This window comes from Parvibaculum sp. (genome assembly GCF_039680535.1).
GTDB lineage: Bacteria > Pseudomonadota > Alphaproteobacteria > Parvibaculales > Parvibaculaceae > Parvibaculum.
The window spans coordinates 626863-650804 of record NZ_JBDKSS010000013.1; the positions used below are offsets into that span (position 1 = coordinate 626863).

At 64.7% G+C, this 23942-nt stretch carries 23 protein-coding genes and 1 pseudogene; 10 read left to right on the plus strand and 14 right to left on the minus strand.

Features of this window, described 5'->3' with window-relative positions:
• Positions 1-11 precede the first annotated feature (11 nt).
• Entirely contained in the window at positions 12-1439 is a 1428-nt protein-coding gene (locus ABFC66_RS10055; RefSeq protein WP_346740810.1) for an amidase, read from the minus strand.
• Between the two features lie 99 nt (positions 1440-1538).
• Between ABFC66_RS10055 and ABFC66_RS10060 the strand changes: the two genes are divergently transcribed.
• On the plus strand, positions 1539-1892 hold the full coding sequence (locus tag ABFC66_RS10060; protein ID WP_346740811.1) for a hypothetical protein: 354 nt from the start codon (positions 1539-1541) through the stop codon (positions 1890-1892).
• A gap of 6 nt (positions 1893-1898) precedes the next feature.
• On the opposite strand, the gene ABFC66_RS10065 is transcribed toward ABFC66_RS10060, so the two are convergent.
• The 3 genes from ABFC66_RS10065 to wrbA all read right to left on the minus strand — a co-directional run bounded on the left by ABFC66_RS10065 (position 1899) and on the right by wrbA (position 4315).
• On the minus strand, positions 1899-2879 hold the full coding sequence (locus tag ABFC66_RS10065; protein WP_346740812.1) for a glutathione S-transferase family protein: 981 nt from the start codon (positions 2877-2879) through the stop codon (positions 1899-1901).
• Positions 2880-2890: 11 nt separating this feature from the next.
• Positions 2891-3601 carry a pirin family protein gene (locus ABFC66_RS10070; RefSeq protein WP_346740813.1) on the minus strand — a complete coding sequence of 237 codons (711 nt, stop codon included), beginning with the start codon at positions 3599-3601 and terminating at the stop codon, positions 2891-2893.
• Positions 3602-3706: 105 nt separating this feature from the next.
• Entirely contained in the window at positions 3707-4315 is a 609-nt protein-coding gene (wrbA, locus tag ABFC66_RS10075; protein WP_346740814.1) for an NAD(P)H:quinone oxidoreductase, read from the minus strand.
• Between the two features lie 122 nt (positions 4316-4437).
• On the opposite strand from wrbA, the gene ABFC66_RS10080 reads away from it, so the two are divergent.
• The gene (locus ABFC66_RS10080) at positions 4438-5385 is read left to right on the plus strand and encodes a LysR family transcriptional regulator (protein WP_346740815.1); all 948 of its coding nucleotides are present in this window, start codon (positions 4438-4440) and stop codon (positions 5383-5385) included.
• 319 nt (positions 5386-5704) lie between these two features.
• On the opposite strand, the gene ABFC66_RS10085 is transcribed toward ABFC66_RS10080, so the two are convergent.
• A complete protein-coding gene (locus ABFC66_RS10085) occupies positions 5705-6619 on the minus strand; it encodes an SDR family NAD(P)-dependent oxidoreductase (protein WP_346740816.1) in 915 nt (304 codons plus the stop codon).
• Positions 6620-6970: 351 nt separating this feature from the next.
• Here ABFC66_RS10085 and ABFC66_RS10090 point away from each other — a divergent pair, with 351 nt between their 5' ends.
• On the plus strand, positions 6971-7513 hold the full coding sequence (locus ABFC66_RS10090) for an N-acetyltransferase (protein WP_346740817.1): 543 nt from the start codon (positions 6971-6973) through the stop codon (positions 7511-7513).
• Between the two features lie 3 nt (positions 7514-7516).
• On the opposite strand, the gene ABFC66_RS10095 is transcribed toward ABFC66_RS10090, so the two are convergent.
• The 5 genes from ABFC66_RS10095 to ABFC66_RS10115 form a co-directional block, all read right to left on the minus strand.
• Entirely contained in the window at positions 7517-7996 is a 480-nt protein-coding gene (locus ABFC66_RS10095) for a GNAT family N-acetyltransferase (protein WP_346740818.1), read from the minus strand.
• Between the two features lie 134 nt (positions 7997-8130).
• A complete protein-coding gene (locus ABFC66_RS10100; protein WP_346740819.1) occupies positions 8131-9015 on the minus strand; it encodes a metal ABC transporter substrate-binding protein in 885 nt (294 codons plus the stop codon).
• Positions 9016-9029: 14 nt separating this feature from the next.
• Positions 9030-9902, minus strand: a complete 873-nt coding sequence (locus tag ABFC66_RS10105) for a metal ABC transporter permease (RefSeq protein WP_346740820.1) — start codon at positions 9900-9902, stop codon at positions 9030-9032.
• Entirely contained in the window at positions 9899-10642 is a 744-nt protein-coding gene (locus ABFC66_RS10110) for an ABC transporter ATP-binding protein (RefSeq protein ID WP_346740821.1), read from the minus strand. The genes ABFC66_RS10105 and ABFC66_RS10110 overlap by 4 nt, the downstream gene beginning before the upstream one ends.
• A complete protein-coding gene (locus tag ABFC66_RS10115; protein WP_346740822.1) occupies positions 10639-10770 on the minus strand; it encodes a hypothetical protein in 132 nt (43 codons plus the stop codon). The genes ABFC66_RS10110 and ABFC66_RS10115 overlap by 4 nt, the downstream gene beginning before the upstream one ends.
• Before the next feature lie 129 nt (positions 10771-10899).
• Here ABFC66_RS10115 and ABFC66_RS10120 point away from each other — a divergent pair, with 129 nt between their 5' ends.
• From ABFC66_RS10120 to ABFC66_RS10130, 3 genes are all read left to right on the plus strand, one after another.
• Entirely contained in the window at positions 10900-11826 is a 927-nt protein-coding gene (locus ABFC66_RS10120) for a LysR family transcriptional regulator (protein ID WP_346740823.1), read from the plus strand.
• A gap of 98 nt (positions 11827-11924) precedes the next feature.
• On the plus strand, positions 11925-12890 hold the full coding sequence (locus tag ABFC66_RS10125; RefSeq protein ID WP_346740824.1) for a 2-oxoglutarate and iron-dependent oxygenase domain-containing protein: 966 nt from the start codon (positions 11925-11927) through the stop codon (positions 12888-12890).
• A gap of 1 nt (position 12891) precedes the next feature.
• Positions 12892-13638, plus strand: coding sequence for an alpha/beta fold hydrolase (locus ABFC66_RS10130; RefSeq protein WP_346740825.1), 747 nt, complete (start codon positions 12892-12894; stop codon positions 13636-13638).
• Between the two features lie 3 nt (positions 13639-13641).
• On the opposite strand, the gene ABFC66_RS10135 is transcribed toward ABFC66_RS10130, so the two are convergent.
• Genes ABFC66_RS10135 through ABFC66_RS10150 form a run of 4 tightly spaced genes read right to left on the minus strand, consistent with a single transcriptional unit; the run spans position 13642 to position 20491 of the window.
• The gene (locus ABFC66_RS10135) at positions 13642-15729 is read right to left on the minus strand and encodes a hypothetical protein (protein WP_346740826.1); all 2088 of its coding nucleotides are present in this window, start codon (positions 15727-15729) and stop codon (positions 13642-13644) included.
• 3 nt (positions 15730-15732) lie between these two features.
• Positions 15733-18537: a DUF4159 domain-containing protein gene (locus ABFC66_RS10140; RefSeq protein ID WP_346740827.1), complete on the minus strand. Its 2805-nt coding sequence runs from the start codon at positions 18535-18537 to the stop codon at positions 15733-15735.
• A 6-nt stretch (positions 18538-18543) separates the two neighbouring features.
• Positions 18544-19482, minus strand: coding sequence for a DUF58 domain-containing protein (locus tag ABFC66_RS10145; RefSeq protein WP_346740828.1), 939 nt, complete (start codon positions 19480-19482; stop codon positions 18544-18546).
• Positions 19483-19495: 13 nt separating this feature from the next.
• On the minus strand, positions 19496-20491 hold the full coding sequence (locus tag ABFC66_RS10150) for a MoxR family ATPase (RefSeq protein WP_346740829.1): 996 nt from the start codon (positions 20489-20491) through the stop codon (positions 19496-19498).
• A gap of 220 nt (positions 20492-20711) precedes the next feature.
• Here ABFC66_RS10150 and ABFC66_RS10155 point away from each other — a divergent pair.
• From ABFC66_RS10155 to ABFC66_RS10170, 4 genes and pseudogenes are all read left to right on the plus strand, one after another.
• Positions 20712-21242: pseudogene (locus tag ABFC66_RS10155) on the plus strand (DUF1285 domain-containing protein); the annotation flags it as partial.
• Positions 21239-21904 (plus strand): CoA pyrophosphatase, encoded by a 666-nt coding sequence (locus ABFC66_RS10160; protein ID WP_346740830.1) that lies wholly within the window; start codon positions 21239-21241, stop codon positions 21902-21904. The pseudogene ABFC66_RS10155 and the gene ABFC66_RS10160, both read left to right, overlap by 4 nt.
• A gap of 19 nt (positions 21905-21923) precedes the next feature.
• Entirely contained in the window at positions 21924-23174 is a 1251-nt protein-coding gene (locus tag ABFC66_RS10165; protein ID WP_346740831.1) for a CCA tRNA nucleotidyltransferase, read from the plus strand.
• Between the two features lie 8 nt (positions 23175-23182).
• Positions 23183-23740: a hypothetical protein gene (locus tag ABFC66_RS10170; protein ID WP_346740832.1), complete on the plus strand. Its 558-nt coding sequence runs from the start codon at positions 23183-23185 to the stop codon at positions 23738-23740.
• Positions 23741-23942 lie beyond the last annotated feature (202 nt).

Consider the following 23942-nt stretch of genomic DNA (forward strand, 5'->3'; position numbering starts at 1 on the left):
GCGCTAACTCTTCAGAGCGTCGGCCGCTTCTGCGCCCAGGGGCTCGCCGTTTCGAGCTGACCTGCGAGACGGAAGAGCGTCGCCTCCTCGCCGAAGCGGCCCGTAAACATGGAACCGACGGGAAGTCCTTCCGCATTCCAGTGGAGCGGCACGGACATGGAGGGCTGCCCGGTCATGTTGTAGAGGCCGATACTGGGCACATATTCGGCGCTCAATGCGAGATAGGCGCCGATATCCGGCGACATGGTGTTGAGCGCGCCGAGCTTGATCGGCGGCAGGGAGAGCGTCGGCGACAGATGCACGTCGTAACGCTGATGATAGGCGGCGAGCTTGCGGCCCATCTGGTGAATATGGAGCGTCGCGGCCACATAGTCGGCGGCGGCGCGCGTCCTGGCGAGGTCGGAGACGAGGCGCGTGAAGAATTCGATCTCGTCATGCGCGATCTCGCGTCCGAGTTCTGCGGCGCGCATGTTGAGCGCGAAGAGCGTATTGGCCCCGATCAGCGTTCCCTGATGTTTCGCCATTTCCTCCACGTCGATCGCAGGCGCGTCTTCCTCGACATGATGGCCGAGATCGGCGAGGAGCTTCGACGTCGCCTCGATCGCCTTCACGACATCGCCATGGCTTTGCGTTCCATTCGGACGTTTCGTCGTGAAGGAGATGCGGAGCTTGCCCGGCGCTTTCGACACCTCATCGAGATAGGAGCCGGTGAAGGCGGGCGCGGCATAGGGGTCGCCCGCCGCGGGGCCGTGGGTGACGTCGAGCATGGCGGCGCTGTCGCGCACGCTGCGCGAAACGACATGGGCGGACGACATTCCAGCCCAGCCTTCGCCGCGATCCGGGCCCATGGGCGTGCGCGCCCGCGTCGGCTTCAGTCCGAAAAGTCCGCAGGCAGACGCCGGAATGCGGATCGAGCCACCGCCGTCGCTCGCATTGGCGACCGGCAGGAAGCCCGCGGCAACGGCCGCGGCCGCGCCGCCCGATGAACCACCCGCCGAATGCTCCGTATTCCAGGGATTGCGCGTCGGGCCGTAGTGACGCGGCTCGGTCGTCACCGAGAGGCCGAATTCGGGCGAATTGGTCTTGCCGAAAATGACGAGCCCTGCCGCGAGGTAGCGCTCGGTGAGCGTGCTGTTGTGATCGGCCTTGTTGTCCTTGTAGGCAGCGGAGCCGAAGCTGGTGACCGTGCCTTCATAGAGGAGGTGGAGATCCTTCAGCAGGAAGGGCACACCCTTGAACTTGCCCTCCGGCAGACCGCGTGCGATCTGGCGCTTCGCCTCGTCATAATGCTTGAAGATGACGGCGTTGATCTTCGGATTGGATTTTTCGACCCGGGTGATGGCCTCGTCGAGGAGTTCCTCCGGTTTGACCGCACCGTTCCGGACCAGTTCCGAGAGCCCCAATGCATCGTATTTGTCGTAATCCGAAAAGCCGGTCATCATTCCCCCGAGGATTTGCCTTTGTTTCATCTTACGGAGAGGAAGCGTGGTGGCCAATGTTTTGTGGCCGCGCGCCGGCAACTGGCAAGGAGGGAGAGGATGAGGAAAAATATTCCGGCTTTCTGCGTGGCGCTCGGTCTTGCTGTTTTCGCGATGGGCGGTCAGGCGCGCGCCGGGTCGGTGGGCGATTTTCCGAGGGACGACGCGACGCTGACGGCCCTCAACGATCAGCAACTCACATTGGTGCATGCGGCGGCGCGGGAATGCATGTCGATGCCGCGTGGACCCAAGATGGGTCGCGCCTGCATGATTGCGTCGGTGGAGCAGGCGGTTTCGCTGAGCGGCGACGAGCAGCTCAAGGCGTTCAACGCCCGAATGCCGACCAGCATGCGCTACAACGAATATCGCACCATGATCGACGTGAAGCGCGTTTTCTCCCGCACCGACAGATAGCCGCGTTCAGCCGCGATTATGCGGCGCGTCGAAGTCGAGCAAGGGTCCGAGCGGCACGATGCCGGTGGGATTGATCGTCTTGTGGCTGCCGTAATAATGCAGCTTGATATGGTCGAGGTTCACCGTCTCCGCGACGCCGGGCACCTGATAGAGCTCGCGCGTATAATTCGCGATGTTCGGATAGTCCGCGATGCGGTGCAGGTTGCATTTGAAGTGGCCGTGATAGACCGCGTCGAAGCGGATCAGCGTCGTAAAGAGCCGCCAATCGGCTTCGGTGATCTGCGCGCCGGCGAGGTAGCGTTGGCGTGAAAGCCGTTCCTCGATCCGGTCGAGTTCGGCAAAAAGCGCTTTCACGGCTTCCTCATAGGCGTCCTGCTTCGTTGCGAAGCCGGCCTTGTAGACGCCGTTGTTCACGAGGTCGTAGACGGCGGCGTTGATCGCGTCGATCTCCTTGCGCGAGTCTTGCGGGTAGAAATCGAGCGAGGCGTCGACGCCGGGCAGTGCGTCAAATGCCGAATTGAACATCCGGATGATTTCCGACGACTCGTTTGAAACGATGGTGCGTAGTTCCTTGTCCCAGAGCAGGGGCACGGTGACGCGGCCCGTATAGTCGGGCCTGGCGAGCTGATAGATTTCGTAGAGTCGCGTCTTGCCGTTCACGTTGTCGGCGATCGTTCCGGGGTAGCCGCTCTTTATCGTCCAGCCTTCGGCCAGCATCAGCGGATCGACGACCGTGATCGGGATCAGGTCCTCGAGCCGCTTCAGCTTGCGGAAGATCAGCGCCCGGTGCGCCCAGGGGCAGGCGAGCGAAACATAGAGGTGGTAGCGCCCGGCTTCCGCATTGAAGCCGCCTTCGCCGCTGGGGCCGGCGGAACCATCCGCCGTCACCCAGTTGCGAAAGCCGGCGTCGCTCCGCACGAAGCGGCCGCCGGTCTTGCCCGTGTCGTACCACTGGTCTTGCCATTGTCCGTCCACGAGCAATCCCATGTGCCGTCTCCTTATGCTTCGGGTGGCAGGTCGGCGAGGACGATCTCGGCGTCTTCCTCGGCGCGGATGACGAGGTTCTCGACGTCGCGGATCGCCGCGCCCGCGCGTTCCGGCACCAGCACGCCATTGACGGTGACGCTGCCCTTCGACGGGACCAGATAGCCGAGACGTCCGCCCGGAAGGGCGTAGGTCACTTCCTGGCCCTTTTCGAGGTTGGCGCCGAGGATGGCGGCATCCTGCTCGATATAGAGCGCTTCGGCAGGCGCATCGGGCTTGCCGCTCGCGAGCTGCACAAGCTGGCCCTTGCGATCATCCTTGGGGAACTCCGCCTGCTCCCAGCGCGGACGAATGCCCTGCTTGCGTGTCTCGATCCATATCTGGAAGAGCGTGGTGTCCTCGCCTTCGAGGTTCCACTCTTCATGCTGGATGCCGCGTCCGGCGGACATGACCTGCACGTCGCCCGCCGCCGTGCGACCCTGATTGTTCAGATGATCGCGATGGGTGATCGCGCCTTCGCGCACGAAGGTGATGATCTCCATGTCGCGATGGGGGTGAGGCGGGAAGCCGGTGCGCGGCTTGATGCGGTCGTCATTCCACACGCGGAGCACGCCCCAGCCCATGCGGGACGGATCGTAGTAGTTGCTGAAGGAGAAGTGATGCTTCGCGTCGAGCCAACCATGGTTGGCTCCGCCGAGACTTTCGAACGGTCTGATGTCGATCACGATATGTCTCCTTTCTCACCAAAAATAACGCCCGGTCGGCGCCGCGGGGGGAGGGGCGCCGGCCGGGTGCGCGGAGCGAACGCGTACATGCTCCGCAGTGGTTGCTCAGTTCTTCAATTTCTTCGCGATGCGCGCGACATGCGCGCCCTGATGCTTCGCCATGTCGAGTTCCATGTCGCTCGGGCTGCGCGAGCCGTCGGAACCCGCGATGGAGCCGGCGCCATAGAACGATCCGCCATGGACTTCCGAAGTGTTGCCAAGGCCCGGCGCGCCGAAGGGAACGCCGACGATCACCATGCCGTGGTGGAGCAGCGTCACATGTGTCGTCAGGATGGTCGATTCATTGCCAATGCCGACGCCTGTCGAGGTGAACACGCTGCCGACCTTGCCGATGAGCTTGCCCTGCGCCCAGAGGCCGCCGGTCTGGTCGAGGAAAGTGCGCATCTGGCCTGTCATATTGCCGAAGCGGGTCGGCGTGCCGAGGATGATGGCGTCATAGCCGGCAAGCTCATCCACCGTGGCGACCGGGGCCTTCTGGTCGGTCTTCATATGCGCGGCCTTGAGTTGCTCTTCCGTCATGGTTTCCGGAACGCGCTTCAGCTCGACTTCAACGCCCGCTTCCGAACGCGCGCCCGCGGCGACGGCTTCCGCCATCTTCTCGATATGCCCGTAGGAGCTGTGATAGAGAACCAGAACGCGGGTCTTGTCGGCCATTTTCTTATCCCTTGATCGCCCCCTGAGGGGGCATGTGCAATGTCTTCGGCGCTATATTTGGTTGCCCTGGAGATTGAAACAATCCAGTCTTTCAGGAACATATTGTTCTATGGAAGCAACAAATGCCCCTCGATCTCAACGCCTTCGCCGCCTATGCCAAGGTGGTCGAACTCGGCAGCTTCACCGCCGCGGCGGAAGCGCTGAAACTTTCCAAATCCATGGTCAGCCGTCAGGTCTCGATGCTGGAGGATGAGCTTGGCGTCCGGCTTCTGAACCGAACCACACGCAAGATCAGCGTCACCGAGGCGGGCGCGGTCGTTTTCGAGCGCGCGAGCCGCATCGTTGCGGAGGCGGAGGAGGCGGAAAGAGATGCGGTCTGCATCGAGGGCGCGGTGCGCGGGCGCCTGCGCATCAATGCGCCGATGACCTTCGGCATCCGGGAGCTTGGGCCGGTGCTGCCGAAATTCCTCGCCCGCTATCCCGAACTCGTCGTCGATCTGGAATTGAACGACCGTCGCATCGATCTGATGGAGGAGGGCTTCGACGTTTCATTGCGTATTTCGGCGCTGCTCGACTCGAGCCTCATCGCGCGGCAGCTCGCGCCCGTTCGCCGCTTCATCGTCGGCACGCCGGAATATTTCAGGATGCATGGCGTTCCGAAGCATCCGCGCGATCTCGCCGATCACTCTTTCATCCTCTACACGCAGGTGCCTCGTCCGGAGGCGCTTGAGTTTCAGGATAAGGCAGGCAAGCGCCTGTCCGTCGAGGTGAAGGGCGCGCTCCTCTGCAACAATGCGGATGCGGCAAATTCGGTATTGATGGCGGGACAGGGGCTCTCGGTTTCGCCGGATTTCCTTTGCTTCGAAGCCCTGCGCTCCGGAAGGCTGGTCTCAGTGCTCGATGACTGGCAAACGGCGCCTCTGACGCTCCACGTCATCTATCCGCATACGCGCCATCTCTCGGCCAAGGTCCGCGCCTTCGTGGATTTCGCCGTGGAGGAATTCGGTCCCGGCAAGGCCCCCTGGATCGGGCCGCTGGGTCAGGCGGCGAAGAAGCGCGCGGCAAAATGAAAAGGCGCGAGGCCTTCAGTGGCATCGCGCCTTTTGCGGTCGTATTTGCGGCGGTTTTTCACCACGCGCTGTCGGTGGAGCGGTGAGGCCAGAGCCTTCGCCGCGATGTTGCGCCCCTTTGGAGGCGCCTTCTTTCGATGGGCCATCGCAACCTCCTGAAAGCCAAACGGCGACACCTATATGGGTGTCGCCGCCTGAAAAGTCCATATTTCCAATTTCGTCATTGCCGGACTTGATCCGGCAATCCAGAGCGATTGGCTCCGCGTCTGGAACTCTGGACCCCCGGGTCAAGCCCGGGGGTGACAGAAGAGGGAGGGCCTTACACAGGTTCCCACGTAAATACCGAGCCCGTATTGCCGAGGTCGGTATAGCCGCCTTCCATGGCAGGGAAGGCGTGGGTCAGGATCGTCTCTGGCGTCCAGCCGTCGATGCGGGCGACGCTCTTCACGGGGCGGGGCTGGGAGAAGAGCACCAGTTCATTGCCGCGGACCGAATAGATCTGGCCATTCGAGGTGCAGCTCGGCGCGGCAAGGGCCACGGCGAAATTGCCGACCTGCTCGGCGCGCATCGCGTTCTTCATGCGCTCGACGCGCTTCGCGGACACTTCGTCCTTGACCGGGATGGTCGCGATCATGCGCGTCCAGGCGAAGGGCGCGATGATGTTGGAGCGGACGTTCTTCGCCGCGCCTTCCATCGCGATGATGCGCGAAAGACCGGCAATGCCCATCTTGGCGGCGGCGTAGTTCGCCTGTCCGATATTGCCGATGAGGCCGGAGGTCGAGGTGAAGAGAACGAAGCTGCCTTCCTGCTGCTCGCGGAAGTGATTGATGGCCGCGCGCGTGATGTTGTAGCTGCCATGGAGATGGACGTCGATGACGGCCTTCCAGTCCTCGTCGGGCATCTTGTGGAACATGCCGTCGCGCAGAATGCCGGCCGGGCTGATGATCGAATGGAGGCCGCCGAACGTGTCGAGCGCCTGGGCGATCATGTTCTCGGCGCCGGATTTGAGCGCCACGCTGTCCGAGTTCGCGACCGCTTCGCCGCCCGCCGCCTTGATCTCGTCGACGGTCTTCTGCGCGGCCGAGGCATTGCCCTCGTCGCCGCCCTTCACGCTGCCGCCGAGGTCATTGACCACGACCTTCGCGCCCTCTTTGGCCGCGATCAGCGCGCATTCCTTGCCGATGCCGCCGGCGGCGCCGGTGACCAGAACGACCTTGCCCTCGAGAAGTCCCATGGATCTCTCCCTGCTTTTTGGTTTGAAGTTTGGTGGGCAAGCTAGCCGATGGAAGGCCCCGCATTCCAGCCCTTTTGACCAAAGGCCTTGCGAGCTTTCCCTTTACGTCGGGGCGACCCCATGCTATCCGCCTGCGGCAGATGGGGCCTTTCCGCCGATGGGTGGGCCCTCAGGGGTCGGACATGACACGCTTCGCGACGCAGCGACGACGAATGGGCAGCGAGGGCCGCTTGGCTCTCGCCCAGGCGCGCTGCCGCGCATGTGGCGTCTTCCGGGGCTGATTGCCCGAGATGGCCGCGCGACGGGCGCTGTTCAGCCTTCGTCCATGCACCATCCGAAAGAACCAATCCCATGTTTGACATCGAGATCGAGCGGCCCGAGCACGGGCCTGCGATTGAATCCCTGCTCGACCTGAGCTTCGGCCCCGGCCGGTACGCCAAGACCGCCCAGCGGCTGCGCGAGGGCAACACGGCGATCCCTGAGCTTTGCTATGTGGCATTTATGGGCGAGGGCGCGGAGCGCAAGCTCATCGGCAGCCTGCGCTTCTGGCCTGTCGTGATCGGCGGCGTGCCGGGCCTGATGCTCGGGCCCCTCGCGGTGGTGCCCATGCTCCGGGGGCAGGGCGTCGGCATCAATCTGATGCGGCGGGGCCTCGCCGACGCCAAGGCGCTGGGCTATCGGCTCGTCATTCTGGTGGGCGACGAACCCTATTACGTGAAGGTCGGTTTCGGCCCGGTGCCTCCGGGACGGCTCACCATGCCCGGCCCGGTCGACCCCGCGCGGCTTCTCTACCGCGAACTCGACATCGGCGCCTTCGGCCATGCGCATGGGGCCATCACGAAGCCTGCTCCGGGCCGTCCGGACGAAGAGGTGGCGGCAGTCGGCGCCGCCTGAGGATCAGGCGATCTCAAGCACCATATAGGCGGCGTCGTCTCCATAGGAGGCGAGCTTCGCCGCGAGCGCTTCATCCGCCTCGAAGACGCGGAAGCCCTGCGCCTGCCAGTAGCCGCGCGAATTGTTCACCGAGACGAGCGCGATGCGGCCGAGTGTGGACCGTTGCGCCGCCGCTTTCAGCCGGTCGAGCAGCGAACGGCCGAGGCCGAGCCCGCGCGAGGCCTCGGTGAGGGCGATGTCGTGCAGGAAGAGGCAATTCGCGTCTTCCGGCAGTTGCCCGAGCATGCTGTCCAGCGCCGGCGGCTTGCCGATCACGGAAGGGTGGGAGAGGGCGTAGCCCAGCAGGCTGTCTTTCGCGTCGGCGACAAAGCAGCCGGCGGGGAAGAGCGCGAGCCGCTCCCTCACCACCTCTATGTCCTCGGGATAGGCGGGATGGACGATCTCGCCGATCCTGTGGACCTCGCAGACATCGGCCGGCGTCATGAGACGCCACTCTGAAACCAGCGTAAGCACGGACAGACCTGAAGATTGTGAATGCGCCGGGGCCTTAGCCCCTGAAGGCGCAGACCTATACATCGTTTGGGGAAAATCACCAGTGGCGCGGCGTCGCAGCGGCCTCAGTTTTTCATCATGGCCGAGACGAGTTTCGGCACATTGTTGCGGAACATTGAGGGGTATGTGGGCGCCGGTCCGCCCGGCTTCGACAGGGCATCGGAATAGAGCGCCCCGCCCATTTCCGCCCCCGTTTCCCGCGAGATCATCTGGATCAGCCGGGGATCGGTCATGTTCTCGATGAAGAGAGCCTTGATGTCTTCGCGCCTGATCTGGTCGATGAGTTTCGCGAGCGAGCCTGCGCTTGGCTCCGCTTCGGTGCTGAGGCCCTCGGGCGCAATGAAGGTCACGCCATAGGCCGCGCCGAAATAGCCGAAGGCCTCGTGCGTCGTGATGACCTTGCGCTTCTGCTGCGGGACGGAGCTGATCTCGTCATGCGTCCAGCGGTCGAGATCGGCGATTTCCTTGGACAGCCTTGCGGCATTGGCATCGAACGTGGCGGCGTTCTCGGGCGAGGCGGCCTTCAGCATGGCGGCGATGTTGTGAACATAGATCGCGCCATTGGCGAGATCCTGCCAGGCATGGGGGTCCGGGATGGTCCGGCCGTCCTCCACCATTTGGCGCGGCGTTATTCCCTTGCTGGCGACTGCGATGGGGCCCTTGTAGCCCGAAGCTGCGACCAGCTTCTTCAGCCATGTCTCGAAGTTGAGTCCGTTCACGACGACGAGGTCGGCATGGGCGAGCGCCTTCGCCTCTCTGGGGCTCGGTTCGAATGTGTGCGCGTCGCCGTCGGGCCCGACCAGAACCTCGAGCGAGATCTTGTCGCCGCCGACGCGGGCGACGATGTCGCCAAGCACGCTGAAGCTCGCGACGACGTGCAGTTCGCGCGCGGCGGCCGGCGTCGCCGCCAGCGAGAACAGGATCGCGACAAGGCCGAAAATCTTCTTCATGGCGGACCTCGACGTCAGTTGTGGAAGTGCGCGCCGGGGAAGTAGCGATTACGCAGACTTCCATGGTGGCCGAAGAGGATCGAGAAGCTGTAGAACGCGCCGGCCGTCAGGATGATAGCGGGGCCGGAGGGCAGATTGAAATTATATGAGACGAGCAGCCCCACCCAGCCGGAAGCGAGCGCGATGAGCGAAGACAGCGCCGCGAGCGACCAGACCGTGCTTGCCCAGAAACGGGCCGCCGCCGCGGGCAGCATCATCAGCCCGACGGCCATCAGCGTGCCAAGCGCCTGAAAGCCGGCGACGAGGTTCAGCACCACGAGAACGAGAAAGATGATGTGGTAGAGCGAGCCGCCCCCCGCCGCCGCGCGCAGGAAACCCGGATCGAAACATTCGACGACGAGCGGGCGATAGATGATCGCGAGCGCAACCAGGCTCAGCGTGGAGATCGAGGCGACGAGAAGGAGCGCTTCATTGTCCACCGACAGGATGCTGCCGAAGAGGACATGCAGCAGATCGACGTTGGAGCCGCGCGTCGAGACGATGAGAACGCCGAGCGCGAGGCTGATGAGATAAAAGCCCGCGAGGCTCGCATCTTCGCGAAGCGAGGTCGCGCGGCTGACGAGACCTGCGAGGAGCGCAACCGCGAGGCCGACCGCGAGTCCGCCCAGAGACATGGCCCAGAGCGAAAGCCCCGCGACCAGAAACCCCAAGGCCGCGCCGGGCAGGATCGCGTGGCTCATGGCATCGCCCATCAGGCTCATCCGCCGCAGAACCAGGAAGGTGCCGATGGGCCCCGAGCCGAGCGCCAGCGAGAGGCAGGCGACCAGCGCGCGGCGCATGAACCCATAATCGGCGAAAGGTGCGATGACCGTGGCGTAGATGCTCATGCCGCGTGTCCTGCTGAGTGATTGTGAGCGTTCGTCCAGCCTTGCGCGATGGCGCGTGCGCGGCGCAGCGCATCCTCGGTCAGCACGTCCGGCGTCGGACCCCAGCCGATGAGTTCGCGCGCGAGGAGCAGCGTTTCGGGAAAGTGGTGGCGCACCTGCTCCATGTCGTGCAGCACCGCGATGACGGTGCGGCCATCCTCGTGCCAGCGATGGATGATGGCGAGGAGGTCGGCGGTCGTGCGTTCATCGATCGCTGCGAAAGGCTCGTCGAGCAGGATGATGGGCGCATCCTGCAAGAGCAGGCGAGCGAAGAGCACGCGCTGGAATTGGCCGGTCGAAAGCGCCGCGATGGGGTGGCGGCCGAAGCCTTCGAGGCCGACATGCGCCAGCGCGTCGGCGATGCGCTGCCAGCCCTTGCGGTTGATCGCCTTCCAGAGGCCGATCTGGTTCCAGAGCCCGAGCGCGACCGTATCCGCGACGTTGATGGGAAAGCTGCGGTCGATCTCCGCCTGTTGCGGCAGATAGGCGATGTCGCGGCGTCCGAGGCCGTGGCGGTCCACGCGCCCCGTGCTCGGATGCATGAGGCCAACCATGGTCTTGATGAGGGTCGACTTGCCCGCGCCGTTCGGTCCGACGATGGCGGTAAGGCTTCCGCGCGCGAAGCTGCCGCTTACATGGTGGACGGCAGGCCTGCGTTCATAGGCGACCGTCAGATCGACGATGTCCATGACGCCGCTCATGCGAGCGCCCACCAGACGGCGAGCCAAAGCACGCCTGCGGCGCATAGCGCCACGGCGAGTCTCTGCCAAAGGCTCGCGCCAAGCGCCGAGAAACTGGGGGTGGGCGTTTCCGCCTGATGGCTCTGCATATGGGCTTCGTGTATGTAATAATATAACATCGCGACCCTAGGCCGAAATATTGCAGCGCGCAAGTGAACGTCCCGTCATTTGCATCGGCGATGTATGATCGGCGGACCCTTCCCGCTTTCAGGTGTTCCTTGCGTCTCCATTCTTCGGCTCTCCTCTACTTCGATGCGGTCCGGCGCTGCCGTTCGATCCGCGAGGCCGCGCGCCAGCTCAACGTCGCATCATCCGCCGTCAACCGGCAGATCCTCCGGCTTGAGGAGGAGATCGGCATGCCGCTGTTCGAGCGTTTGCCGGGCGGGTTGAAGCTGACGGCGGCGGGCGAGGTCCTGAGCCGTCACGTGATCGAGGTTCTGCAGGATGCCGAGCGCACGCGCTCCGAACTCGAGGCGCTGAAGGGCGTACGCATCGGCCATGTCGAGATCGCTGCCGTTGAGGGTCTCTCAACCGATTTCCTGCCGACGGTCATCGAGAAGCTCAACAAGCAATATCCGCGCATCACCATCGGCATCACCAGCATGGGGTCGGACGCCATCGCGACGGCGGTGGCCGAGGGCGAGGCGGATATCGGCATCGCCTTCGACCTGCCGCATAACCGGATGCTCAGGCAGGTGGCCGTGGGCCGTTTCGTTCTCGGCGCCGTCATGCCGCGCAACCACCCGCTGAAGACGCACAAGACGGTGAGCTTTTCGGAATGCAGCGCCTATCCGGCCCTGCTGGCAAAGCCCGACCTGTCGATCTATCGCGCGCTCGAGCCGCTGATGGCGCGTTCGGCGCCTGTGCGCAAGACGGTCGTGTCGAACTCCATCGCACTGACGAAGCGGCTGGCGGAACTCGGCGTCGGTATCGCCTTTCAGACCCGTTTCGGCATCGAGCGGGAGTTGCGCGATAAGCGTTTTCTGCACATTCCCCTGGTTCATGCCAAGCGCTTCGTGTTGAGCGACCTCGGCATCTATGTCCGGGCGGGGCGTTCGTTGCCCGTCGCGGCGGATGTTCTGCTCCGCCTCGCCGCCGAGGAGCTGGCGAGCCGTGCCGAGGCCGATCCGGCCCATAAGGGTTGATGCCGTTCCGGCATCGCGCTGTCCTTTTTTCTCTTCTTTTGGCATCGCCAGGAGGAACGTAGGCTTGCGGCAGGTTCCGTACTTTTGCGAGTCTTGCCATGCTTACGGTCGAAATCGACGCTCCCGCTCTGCCCATCGTTGACGCCTCCGAGCTTGCCTCGACTGACATGAAGGTCCGTGCCGAGGCGATCGCGAAGCTCAAGACCGCCTGCGTGGACAAAGGCTTTCTCTACCTGGTCGGACATGGCGTGCCGCAGGATCTGATCGACCGAACCTTCGATTATGCGAAGAGGTTTTTCGACAAGCCGATGGAAGAGAAGGTGACGCTCGACGTGGCGCGTTCGCTGACGGGGAATCGGGGCTATGAGGTGCCCGGCCTTCAGACGCTCGATCCAGGTACGCTTCCCGATCTCAAGGAAAGCTTCCTGATGGGCGTCGACTATCCGATGGATCATCCCTGCGTCGTGGCCGGAAAGTATAATCGCGGGCCGAACCTGTGGCCGGAAGGTCTTCCCGGCTTCAAGGAGACGATCGATGCCTATTCCGCCGAGATGGAACGGCTCGCCCGCCTGTTGATGAGCGGCATCGCCCAGACGCTGGGATTGCCGGAGGATTACTTCGAAGACTTCAATCGCGATCCCGTGAGCGTGCAGCGCCTCCTCTATTATCCGCCGCAGCCGGTGACGGCGCGCGAAGGGGAAATCGGCTGCGGCGCGCACACGGACTTCGGTGGCGTGACGCTGCTGATGCAGGACGATTCCGGCGGGCTGCAGGTGAAGGACCCTGTGCGCGGCTGGGTCGATGCGCCGCCCATCCCGGGCAGTTTCGTCGTGAATTTCGGCGACATGATCGCGCGCTGGACCAATGACCGCTACCGCTCGAACCTGCATCGCGTCATCAACAAGTCGGGCAAGGCGCGCTACTCGCTGCCCTATTTCTTCGACGGCCATCCCGACTATGTTGTCGATTGCCTGCCCGGCTGCGCCGACGAGGAAAACCCGTCGAAATATCTTCCCATCACGGTCGAGCAGCATCTGCGCGATTGCTTCGCCGCGACCTATTGAAATGAAACCGCATATTGTTCTGATCCATGGGGCCTGGCAGGGAAGCTGGGCATGGAATCTCGTTCGCCCGTTTCTCGACGCTGCGGGCTTCGACGTCCACGCCGTCGATCTCCCCGCAGCGGCGCCTTCGCCAGCCGAGGAGATTTCGCTCGATCTCTATGCGGCGCATGTGGGCGGCCTGCTTCATTCGCTCGATGGCCCGGCCTTCGTTGTCGGCCATAGCGGCGGTGCAACGGTCGCGTGTCAGGTGGCGGAGAACGATCCCGATCGGGTGCGCGGCCTCATACTGATTGCGGGCATTACGCCGCCAGGCGGCAAGAGCTTCAGCGACATCACCGCAGCGCTTGGCGAGGTGCGCGGGATCGAAGGCATCTGGCCCTATCTCATCTGGAACGACGACAGGACGATCTGCGCCGTATCGAAGCAGGGCGCGCGCGAAATCTTCTATCACGATGCGCCGCTGGATCTCGTAGACTGGGCCTTCACGCAGCTTGTGCCGCAGCCATTGGGCGGCCTGGTGCTGACCCCGCACCTGACCGATGAACGCTTCGGGCGGATACCGCGCCTTTATGTCGAGGCGCTGGGCGACCGTTCGGTGTTGCTCGCGGCGCAGCGCCGGATGCAGGAGCTTCTGCCGGGTGCACGCATCGCGCAGCTCGATACCGGGCATGCGCCTTTGCTCTCCGCACCCGCCGAGGTCGCACGGATCATTATCGAGGAAGTTGCGCGCGAGACGATGGCGGCCTGAACCTCAGCGGCCTTCGCGCCGCCAGGCGAGCGCCAGTGCGCCGAGGATCAGCACCAGCGCAACGGGGCCCGAGAGCAGCGGTACCTGATGGACGGCGTTGACGAGATATTGCTCGTTCCGCCGGAGTCCAATCCAGTTGGCGCCCGCCGCCTCGTGATCGGGGCGCACGCTGCGGACCTGCGGCGTGTCGGCCGCATTCTCGCCAATCCAATAGGTGCCGCCGCCCGTCGCCTGCGCAATGGGCTTCACAATGGCGTCTGTGGCGCGCACGTCCGAGAATTCTTTCGGATTGAGCGGGCCTGCCGCCGTCACCGCGTTGAGCCCGCCTTGCGCCACGCGATAGAGGCCGAGCTCCTTCGCGGCCATGCGCCCTTCGAAGCGGCCCGGCGCGGTCTTCTCCAGCGCGAGTTCCACGACCTTGCCGGAGGGCAGGGTTACCTCCGCCGGCGGCGTGGCGTCCGCCATGGTGCGGCGTTTGACGGCAAGCGTCGTGCCCTCCATCGAAGCAGCAAGGTTTTCTTCCTCGAGGTCCGGCTCCTTCATCAGCCAGTGCGCGAGACGGCGCAGCAATTCGGCCTGCGGCCCGCCGCCCTCGTAGCCGCGCGACCAAAGCCAGATCTGGTCGGAGAGAAGCTGCGCCACGCGGCCCTTGCCCGCATGGTCGAGCACCATAAGGGGGCGGCCGCCCGGACCGCTCATCAACACCTCGCCGCGGTCGACCTTGCTGTCGATGATGCGGAACCAGCGGCCCCATTGGGGCGACGTACCGTCGGCGCCCGGCAGATCGGCGGTGACAGGATGCTTGCGCCCCGTCTCCGTCACTTCCGGCTTGAAGCCGCCAAGCGTCACATCGCCGGTCGGTTGCGCTGGCAGCACGGCGGCAAGCGGCGTGCGATAGAGCGAGTAGGGCGACGCGAAGGCAGGGCCCGCCGCATCGAGCACGGCGCCGCCATCTTCGACATAGCGCGCAATGTTCGACAGATATTCGAGCGGCAGGATGCCCTGACGCTTGAAGCGGTCGAAGATGATGAGATCGAATTCATCCAGCTTGTCGACGAAGAGCTCGCGTGTCGGGAAAGCGATCAGCGAGAGTTCGTTGACAGGCGTCCCGTCCTGTTTCTCCGGCGGGCGCAGAATGGTGAAGTGAACGAGGTCGACCGAGGGGTCGGCCTTCAGAAGGTTGCGCCACGTCCGCTCGCCCGAATGCGGCTCGCCCGAGACGAGCAGGACGCGCAGCCGGTCGCGAATGCCGTTGGCGACGACGACGGCGCGGTTGTTGAGCAAGGTCAGTTCGTCGGAGCCTGGGGCGGCGTCGATCTCGATGACGTTCGGTCCGCCATGCTTCAGCGACAGCGTCACTTCGGTCTTTACGCCCGTCGTGACATTCGTCGTCATCGCTTCCTTGCCATCGACGGAAATGGTGACGGGCGCCTCTGTCTTCGTTCCTTCCTCCGTGCCGGTGTCGTCGACGCGGAAGGCGAGTTTCATCGGTTCATCGACGATGCCGAAGCGCGGCGCTTCGAGAATGGTAAGGCGGCGGTCCTTCTCGTTCTTCCGGCCGACGATGAGCCCATGCACCGGTGCGTCGAAGCCGAGCGCCTTCACATCCTTCGGTGCGTCGTGGATCTCGCCATCCGTAATGAAGATTGCGCCGGCGACGCGCTCGCGCGGCACGTCCGACAGCGCCTGTTCCATCGTTGCGAAGGCGCGTGTGCCTTCGCCGCTTTCGTCGGTTCCCTCCGATCCGCCTTCGACATAGACGACGCGCGTGTCGAGACCCTTGAGGGACTTGAGGTCGGCCTCGATGCGGGCGAGAGCCGCTTGCACCTCCTGCGGGCGTGTGCCGATGTTCATGCTGTCGCTGCGGTCGACGACGATGGCGGCCACATCGGAAACCGATTGCCTGTCTTCCTGCCGCATCGTCGGGTTGATGAGGGCGACGAGCGTGATGGCGAGTGCGGCCGCCCGCCAGGGCGTTCCGCGCGCACGCCGATAGGCCGCGTAGAGAAGGACGGCAATGCCCGTAACCGCGAGCCCGAGAATGAGCGCGGGCGGCGCCGAGGGGTCGAGAATGATGTCCCAGCTTCCCATGCGCTATTGGCCCATCCGTTCGAGAAGGGCAGGCACATGGACCTGATCGGATTTGTAATTGCCCGTCAGCGCGTACATGACGAGATTGACGCCGAACCGTTCGGCCATCTCGCGCTGCATCTCGCCGCCCGGCTGGCAGGGAAACATCGGACGTCCGCTCGCGTCGCGCGCCCATGCGGCGGCATAGTCGTTCGAGCCGACGATGATGGGCGAAACGCCGTCATTGGCGCTGCCGCCATTCGGCTTGCCGCCATTCGTCGTCTCGATCCAGGCCTGTCCGCCATCCATGCATCCGGGGAAGTTCTGCAGGATGTAGAATGATTTCCTGAGGACATGGCCCTGCGGGATCGGTTGCAGCGGCGGAAGGTCGAGCCGCCCGAGCAGGCGGCGCAAGGTCTCCGTGCCCGGCCCCGGAACGGTTCCAAGCGAGCGGTCCTGATCGCGCGTGTCGAAGAGGATCATCCCGCCATTCTTCATGTAGAGGTCTATGCGCGAGAGCGTTTCGGCGGAGAGGTTTTCCTGTCCCGGCGTCATCGGCCAGTAGAGAAGCGGAAAGAACGAAAGCTCGTCATGCGCGACATCGACGCCCATGGCATCGCCCGGTTCGAAGGAGGTGCGCTGGCGCAGCACCTCGGTCAGCCCCTGCATGCCCGCCTGGCTCACATCGTCCACCGCCCGGTCGCCGGTAATGACATAGGCAAGATGCGTATCGGTGGTGGCCTTCAGCGCGAAGGCATCGGTGTCGCTTGCAGCCATGATGGGCTGGGGATGAAGAAACGCCAGTCCCCCGATGGCAAGAAGAAGGGCGGGGGCCATCATGCGCCGTCCGCGCCGCCGGATTGGCGCCGTGTCGAAAAGGCCGGTGACGTAAAGGGCGGCAATTCCATCCGCGATGATGAGCGCGACGGCGAGCGCCAGCGCGTAGGGACGTAACGGTGTCTCGCGCGCCTCGGCGAAAGGATGGCGCGAGGCCGATCCCGCAAGCGAGCCGACCGGTTCGAGCTTCAGGCCTTCATTGCCCAGATTGAGGGCGCGGGGGCTGTCGGCCGGACCGTAGAGACCGGGCGGATTCCGCGGTCCTGCCTGCGTGTCGTCGATATGTGAGGCCGGGATCGACGTTGCCGTCGCGGGCGGCGTGCCGAGGAGGCCAAAGCCATCCAGTGTGCGGACCGGCGCGAGCGCTATATCGGTCGCGCCATTGTCCTCCACTGCCACGCCCTGTGAGAGGCCGACGACGCGCCGGAGCATGTCGACGAAAAGGCCGGACAGCGGAAGGTTCGACCACTCGGTGTTGGCCGTCACATGGAAAAGAACGATCATGCCCTTGCCGCGCCGCGTCGCGGTGACGAGCGGCGTTCCGTCCGCAAGCCGCGCCCATGTGTGGGAGGCGAGGTCCAATGTCGGCTCCGCGAGCACCTGCTGAGAGACGGTGACGTCTTCAGGCAGGGTGAGGCCGAAGAACGGGCTGCCTGCTTCGAAGGCCGCGAGATGCTGCGGGTTCGTCCAGGAGAGCGCGCCGCCAAGGGCGCGGCCTCCGGTGCGGAGCGGCACGGGGATGAGATCATCGCCTGCGCCGGCGAGATGCGGCCCCGCGAAACGCAGCAGGACGCCGCCCTGTTCGACCCAGCTTGCAATCGCGTCATGATCGGAGCCGACGAGATTGCCGAGATCGGCGAGAACCAGCACGGAGAGCGGCTTGGCGAGAAGGTCGGTGATTTCGCTCTTCGTGCCGCGATCGGCGGCGGCGTGGCGAATGTCGGCAAAGGGTTCGAGCGCGCGCTGGAGATAATAGAGATCGGAGAGCAATGGCTGCGCTTCTTCGATCGGCGCACCGGAAACAAGGCCGATCGTGCGGCGGCGCCAACGCTCGTCGATGAGGCTGACGGCCCCGGCCGAGGTTTCGCCCGCGATTTCGAGGCGGGCGATGCGGTTGCGCAGTTCGACCGGCAGATCGAATTTCGCTGTCGCCTTGCGCTCGCCGATCTCGAATGTGAAAGGGGCTTCGCCCAGCAGCCCGCCATCCGCCTCAAGCGCGCGGACATTGCCGCTTGCGGGCGCGGTTGCATCGGCGCGAATGACGCTGGCGGCGAAGCTGTCGCCTTCCGTCGACGGAGGCAGCAATGCACGCGCCAGATCGTTGGCGCGCGGCTCCATGATCTCGAGCCCTCGCGCGCCCGCCAGCTTCGCGAGCCCTGACGAGAATTTGGCGGCCTTTCCGTCATCCATGCCGTCGGAGAGCCAGATGGTCTGGACGCCGCTTGAGGGGATGAAACCGGCGGTTTCGAGCCGCGCGAGCAGCGCCATGCGATCCGTGGCATAGGGCTGCGGCCGCAAGGCGCGGGCCTGCGCCGCTGCATCGTCCGGCGATTTGAAGGCGATCCCTTGCGCGGTCGAGGAAGGGGCGGTGCCGACGACGAGCATGGTCCGGTCGTTGCGCCGCGCATCGGCGATGAGTGCGTCGAGCGCGTTCACCCGGTCGCGCCAGCGCGTTGCGGCCGTCCAGCCATTGTCGACGACGACAAGAAGGGGACCGGAGCCCGCGACGCGGGGCGCCGGGTTCCACATCGGATCGGCGATTGCGAAAACGACCAGCGCGGCGAGGACGAGGCGCAGGATCAGAAGCCAGAGCGGCGTATGCGCCGGCGTCTCTTCCTCATGCGCGAGGCCCACCAACAGCCGGATCGCGGGAAAGCGCACGCGCTTGGGCAGCGGCGGGCTGATCCTGAGCAGCCACCAGATGCCCGGAAGTGCGGCAAGGCCCAGAAGTACCCAGGGGCTGGCGAATGCGAGAGCGCCGAGATGAAGCATGAGGGCTCAGGCTCCCGGACGCGGCGGCTTGCGGGTTTCCTTCGCGCCGGACAGGGCGCCGTAAAGCGCGAGCAGTGCCGTATGCGGCGCCCGGTCGGTACGGTGCGCGGCGAAGGTGAAGTCGACACGGCGCGCCGCCTCCATGATGCGGTCGCGATGCAGGTTGAGCCGCGCGTAATAGGCCTTGCGTAAGCGTTCGGCGCGGCCGGTCATCAGGTGAAGATTCTCCTCGACGCCCTCGAATTCGGTGCGCCCGCTGAAAGGCAGGTCTTCTTCCGCCGGGTCGAGAATCTGGATCAGATGGCCGCGAATGCCTTCTGCCGCGTAGCTCTTGATGCTGGCGACGATGTCCTCGACGGGCGAAAGGAAATCGCTGATGAGCACGATCTGCGCGTAGCGCGGCAGGTGCTCCGGAGGCGGAAGGCTCGGAGCGGCCGCGCCGTCGGCGGGCTTGTCGATCAGCGCATGGGCCATGCGCCGCTGCGCGGTGCGCCCCGTCGTGGGCGCAAACCCGCCACCGAGCGGCGCGACATTCTCGCCGCCCTGAACGAGCAGCGAAGTCAGCGCCAGCGCAAGGACCGTCGCGCGGTCCTTCTTGGTCGGCAACTGGTTGTCGGAGGCATATTCCATCGACGGAGACGCGTCGCGCCAGATCCAGACGCTTTCGGCCGCCGCCCATTCGGACTCGCGCACGAAGAGGTGGCGCGAGCGGGCAGAATGGCGCCAGTCGACCGATGCCGCCGTATCGCCTTCGCGGAAGCGGCGGAATTGCCAGAAGCTTTCGCCCATGCCGGTGCGGCGGCGTCCATGAACGCCCTGCGCCACGGTGTTCGCCACATGCTCCGCTTCCGCGACGAGCGGCGGAAAGGCTTCGGCCAGCGCCTCGGCCTGCTCGCGCAGGGCGGTCGCCGCCGGGTTTGCCGCAAGCGGGAAGGGAAGCCGCATGGGCGTCGTTCCCTCAGATGTTTCGGCAGAGGCGATCGATCACGCCGCTGACGGTGACGCCTTCGGCGCGGGCCGAGAAGTTGAGCGCCATGCGGTGCCGGAGGACCGGCGCGGCGAGCGCCTTCACATCCTCGATCGACGGCGAGAAACGCCCGTCGATGAGCGCGCGGGCGCGGACCGCGAGCATGAGCGCCTGGCTGGCGCGCGGGCCGGGGCCCCAGGCGACGTGCCGCTCGACTTCTTCAGACGCGCCTTCCTCGGGCCGCGCGGCGCGAACGAGTTCCAGAATGGCGTTGACGACCTTCTCGCCGACCGGCACGCGGCGCACGAGCCGCTGTGCCGCGCGGAGATCTTCCGCCGTCATGGCGGGACGCACGATTACGTCTTCGAGGCCAGTCGTGGCCAGCAGCATGCGCCGCTCGGCTTCGAGGTCGGGATAGAGCACGTCGATCTGCATGAGGAAGCGGTCGAGCTGCGCTTCGGGGAGCGGATAGGTGCCTTCCTGCTCCAGCGGGTTCTGCGTCGCGAGCACATGGAAGGGCGAGGGGAGTTCGTAGCGGACGCCCGCCACCGTCACCTGTTTTTCCTGCATGGCTTGCAGGAGCGCGGACTGGGTGCGGGGGCTGGCGCGGTTGATTTCGTCCGCCATGAGAAGCTGGCAGAAGACCGGCCCCTTGATGAAGCGGAAGCTGCGGTGGCCGCGCTCGCTCTCTTCCAGCACCTCGGAGCCCAGAATATCCGCCGGCATGAGGTCCGGCGTGAACTGGACGCGCTTGTCGTCGAGCCCCAGAACCACGCCCATCGTATGGACGAGGAGGGTCTTGGCGAGGCCCGGCACGCCGACGAGCAGCGCATGGCCGCCTGCCAGCACCGTCACCAGCGTCTGGTCGATGACCTGTTCCTGACCGTAGATGACTTCGGCAATGGCCGCGCGGGCCGCCGCGATCTTGGCGCCGGATGCTTCGATTTCCTGGACGACGTTGCCGTCCGCTTCACTGAGTGTCTGCATTGACCTAAGTATAGAGTGAGCCGGTCCCCTTCAGAAGTGAAAGGGGCGGAAGCCGCATCAGCCCTACCATTCGCGGTTGGGTTCGTGACGATATTATGGCCGGATTGATCAGTTTGGTATCGGGGATAGTTGTTTGATGGCCTTGCCGGAAGATAAAGAGCCAGGGGAGCGCTCCGCCGCTCCGTCAGGCCTTCTTGCCGCCGCCGAAACCGAGGGCAGGAAGGCGCGCGGCCTGCCGCCTGTCCATCTGTGGAATCCGGAGTTTTGCGGCGATATCGACATGCGAATCGCCCGGGACGGCACCTGGTTCTACATGGGAACGCCGATCGGCCGGGAAAGGCTGGTCCGCCTCTTCTCGACCATCCTGCGCCATGACGAGGACGGAAAATATTATCTCGTCACCCCCGTCGAGAAGGTCGGCATCAGGGTGGACGACGCCCCTTTTCTGGCCGTTGCCATGTCGGTGGAAGGGGCAGGCCGCGACCAGACGCTCACTTTCACGACAAATGTCGGCGACGCGACGGTGGCAGGGCCTGAACACCCGATCCGATTCGTGGTCGACAGGGAAACGGGTGAACCCGCCCCTTACGTGCACGTAAGGGCAAGACTCGAAGCGCTGATCAACCGCGCGGTCTTCTATGACCTCGTGGAGCTTGGGACGGAAGAGGAGCATGAGGGCCGCCGCTGGTTCGGCGTCTGGTCGTCCGGCGTCTTCTTTCCCTTCATGCCGGCAGAGGAGATGGCGCTTTGACCTTGCCCGTCATGGACCAGTACCGCGACCGCATCCTCGCCCGGGTGGACCGGGTGGCGCCGCCGCTCGAGACCCTGCTCGCGCCGCGCCTGGCGCTGGCGGCGAACGGGCGTTTGCGCGGCGATCACGACATGAACCCCGACGAGGACGACACGCCCGTCATCACGCTTCGCGCCGCCGCCGTGCTCGTGCCCATCGTGGAGCATGCGAGCGGGCCGACGGTGCTGCTGACGCGGCGATCCGACAATCTCGGCAATCATGCGGGCCAGGTCGCCTTTCCCGGCGGCAAGATCGAAGCGGGCGAGACGCCGAGGGAGGCTGCACTGCGCGAGGCGGACGAGGAGGTGGGGCTTAAATCCTCCTTCATCGAGGTGGCGGGCTTTCTCGACAGTTACGAGACCGGCACCGGCTTTCGCATTCTGCCCGTCGTCGCTTTCGTTCGTCCGGGCTTCACGCTCGAAGTGCATGATGGCGAGGTGGCGGAAGTTTTCGAGGTGCCGCTCTCCTTCCTGATGAACCCGGAAAATCATGAGCGGCACAGCGCCACATGGCGGGGAAAGAAGCGCGAATACTACGCCATGCCCTATAATGGCCATTACATCTGGGGCGCGACCGCCGGAATGCTGAAAAACATGTACGACCGGATTTTCGCCGGCGATTGAGAGTTTGAGGGGATACGCCATGAGTGCCGAGAAAGAGCTTGCCCACGCGAGCTGGCTGAATGAAGCCGATACGCGCGCCGTCATGGAGGCGCTGATGTCGGATGGCGGCACGGCGCGTTTCGTCGGCGGCTCGGTGCGCAACGCGCTGCTGGGCGAGCCGGTTCTCGACATCGACATTGCGACGAACGAGACGCCGGAGCGCGCCAGCTCACTGCTCGCCGCGAAGGGCATCAAGGTCGTGCCGACCGGGATCGCGCATGGAACTGTGACGGCGGTGACGCCGACGCGCCACTTTGAAATCACCACGCTGCGCGTCGATGTGAAATCGCATGGCCGCCACGCCGATGTCGCCTTCACCGAAGACTGGCAGGCCGATGCAGAGCGCCGCGACTTCACGATGAACGCGCTTTATGCCGATGCGGACGGCACGGTGCATGATCCGCTGGGGCAGGGCCGCGCGGACCTGAAGGCGCGGCGCGTGCGCTTCATCGGCGATGCGGAAGCGCGTATCCGCGAGGACTATCTGCGCATTCTGCGTTTCTTCCGCATCCATGCGTGGTATGGCGCGGATGAGCCGGACGGCGCCGGGCTCAAGGCTTGCGCCGATCTCAAGGAGGGGCTCCGCCAGCTTTCGGGCGAGCGCGTACGCGATGAACTGCTGAAGACCGCTGCTGCCGACAATGCGGGCGCCGCCTTCCGCCAGATGGCGGCGGTGGGCATTCTCTCCGTCGTGTTGCCGGAAGCCTCGCGCCTCGATCGTTTCGAGAAGCTCGTGGATATCGAAGCAAACCAGCTCTTTCTCGCGACGCCGATTCTGCGTCTGGCCTCCATGCTCGATCTCGACGAGGCGGGAACTGCCTCAGTCGCCGAACGCCTGCGCCTCTCGAACAAGGATCGCGACCGGGTTTCGAAGGCGCTGAACGACAAGACGAAGATCGTCTCCTACCTCTCCATGCGCGAGGTGCGCCGCGCGCTCTACATCATGGGGCCGGAACTCTTCAAGGACCGGGTGATGCTCGGCTGGGCGAGCGACCGCAAAGGGCACAACGCCTTCCAGTGGCGCGCGCTGCTTGCCATGGCCGATAGCTGGACGAGGCCCGACTTCCCGCTCACCGGCGCCATGATCAAGGCCGCCGGTGTGCCCGAAGGCCCGGAGATCGGCCGCGTCTGGCGCGAGGTCGAGGAATGGTGGATCGACGCGGATTTCACCGACGACGAATTCTCGATCATCGAGCGGCTGAAGGCCGTGGTGCAGGCGACGATCTATTAGGGGATAAAATGAAAGGGCTGGTGCGTTACGCTATCTTGTCGGTGCTCCTGGCGATCGCGGCGCCAGCCCTCGCAGCCGGAAGCGATAGCCCTGCCGCGGCAACAAAAGCGTTTTACGACACCTATCTGAAAGCGCAGGTGCGCGGCATCGCCGACGCGAAAGCCCGTGCGCTGTTTACGCCACTGATCTCACCGGCGCTCGACAAGCTGCTCGCGGATGCGGATGCCGCCGAACAGTTGCATTTCAGGCTGACGAAGAACGAAGAGCCGCCGCTGGTCGAGGGCGATCCCTTCTCGTCGCTGTTCGAGGGCGCGACGTCGTACCGGATCGGAAAGTGCGTGGAGAAGGCTGAGGCAGCGACTTGCGACGTTGAGCTGACCTATGCAGGTAGCTCAGGCGAAAAGCCGACCCACTGGACCGACAAGGCCATGCTGGTCAAAAGTGGCGGAGGCTGGTTGCTCGACGATCTGAATTTCGGCGCGACCTGGGATTTCGGCAACAAGGGCCGCATGCAGGACCTGCTCCGCGAGGTCGCGAAATATACCAAAGAGCAGGAAGCGCCTTAGAACATAAGCGCCGTCACCGTCAGCAGCACGGCAACGGGCACGCACATCACTTCGCCGAAATGCCAGATCGCCGCGAGGCGCGGATTGGAATCGATTTGAACAAGCATGGCGCTCTCCCTTGCTGGAGCCGGGGACAATAGAGCGCGAGTCGTTCTCACCCGCCTTGATCAGACGCAATGTCGCAGGGCTTTGAATTCAGACA

Coding starts and splice junctions, on each gene's coding strand:
- wrbA (WP_346740814.1), bottom strand. CDS start 4,315: ATGGCCGACAAGACCCGCGTTCTGGTTCTCTATCACAGCTCCTACGGG.
- ABFC66_RS10170 (WP_346740832.1), top strand. CDS start 23,183: ATGAAAGGGCTGGTGCGTTACGCTATCTTGTCGGTGCTCCTGGCGATC.
- ABFC66_RS10125 (WP_346740824.1), top strand. CDS start 11,925: ATGCTTACGGTCGAAATCGACGCTCCCGCTCTGCCCATCGTTGACGCC.
- ABFC66_RS10095 (WP_346740818.1), bottom strand. CDS start 7,996: ATGACGCCGGCCGATGTCTGCGAGGTCCACAGGATCGGCGAGATCGTC.
- ABFC66_RS10105 (WP_346740820.1), bottom strand. CDS start 9,902: ATGAGCATCTACGCCACGGTCATCGCACCTTTCGCCGATTATGGGTTC.
- ABFC66_RS10055 (WP_346740810.1), bottom strand. CDS start 1,439: ATGACCGGCTTTTCGGATTACGACAAATACGATGCATTGGGGCTCTCG.
- ABFC66_RS10165 (WP_346740831.1), top strand. CDS start 21,924: ATGAGTGCCGAGAAAGAGCTTGCCCACGCGAGCTGGCTGAATGAAGCC.
- ABFC66_RS10085 (WP_346740816.1), bottom strand. CDS start 6,619: ATGGGACTTCTCGAGGGCAAGGTCGTTCTGGTCACCGGCGCCGCCGGC.
- ABFC66_RS10110 (WP_346740821.1), bottom strand. CDS start 10,642: ATGAGCGGCGTCATGGACATCGTCGATCTGACGGTCGCCTATGAACGC.
- ABFC66_RS10065 (WP_346740812.1), bottom strand. CDS start 2,879: ATGGGATTGCTCGTGGACGGACAATGGCAAGACCAGTGGTACGACACG.
- ABFC66_RS10060 (WP_346740811.1), top strand. CDS start 1,539: ATGAGGAAAAATATTCCGGCTTTCTGCGTGGCGCTCGGTCTTGCTGTT.
- ABFC66_RS10130 (WP_346740825.1), top strand. CDS start 12,892: ATGAAACCGCATATTGTTCTGATCCATGGGGCCTGGCAGGGAAGCTGG.
- ABFC66_RS10115 (WP_346740822.1), bottom strand. CDS start 10,770: ATGCAGAGCCATCAGGCGGAAACGCCCACCCCCAGTTTCTCGGCGCTT.
- ABFC66_RS10150 (WP_346740829.1), bottom strand. CDS start 20,491: ATGCAGACACTCAGTGAAGCGGACGGCAACGTCGTCCAGGAAATCGAA.
- ABFC66_RS10080 (WP_346740815.1), top strand. CDS start 4,438: ATGCCCCTCGATCTCAACGCCTTCGCCGCCTATGCCAAGGTGGTCGAA.
- ABFC66_RS10090 (WP_346740817.1), top strand. CDS start 6,971: ATGTTTGACATCGAGATCGAGCGGCCCGAGCACGGGCCTGCGATTGAA.
- ABFC66_RS10135 (WP_346740826.1), bottom strand. CDS start 15,729: ATGGGAAGCTGGGACATCATTCTCGACCCCTCGGCGCCGCCCGCGCTC.
- ABFC66_RS10145 (WP_346740828.1), bottom strand. CDS start 19,482: ATGCGGCTTCCCTTCCCGCTTGCGGCAAACCCGGCGGCGACCGCCCTG.
- ABFC66_RS10100 (WP_346740819.1), bottom strand. CDS start 9,015: ATGAAGAAGATTTTCGGCCTTGTCGCGATCCTGTTCTCGCTGGCGGCG.
- ABFC66_RS10140 (WP_346740827.1), bottom strand. CDS start 18,537: ATGCTTCATCTCGGCGCTCTCGCATTCGCCAGCCCCTGGGTACTTCTG.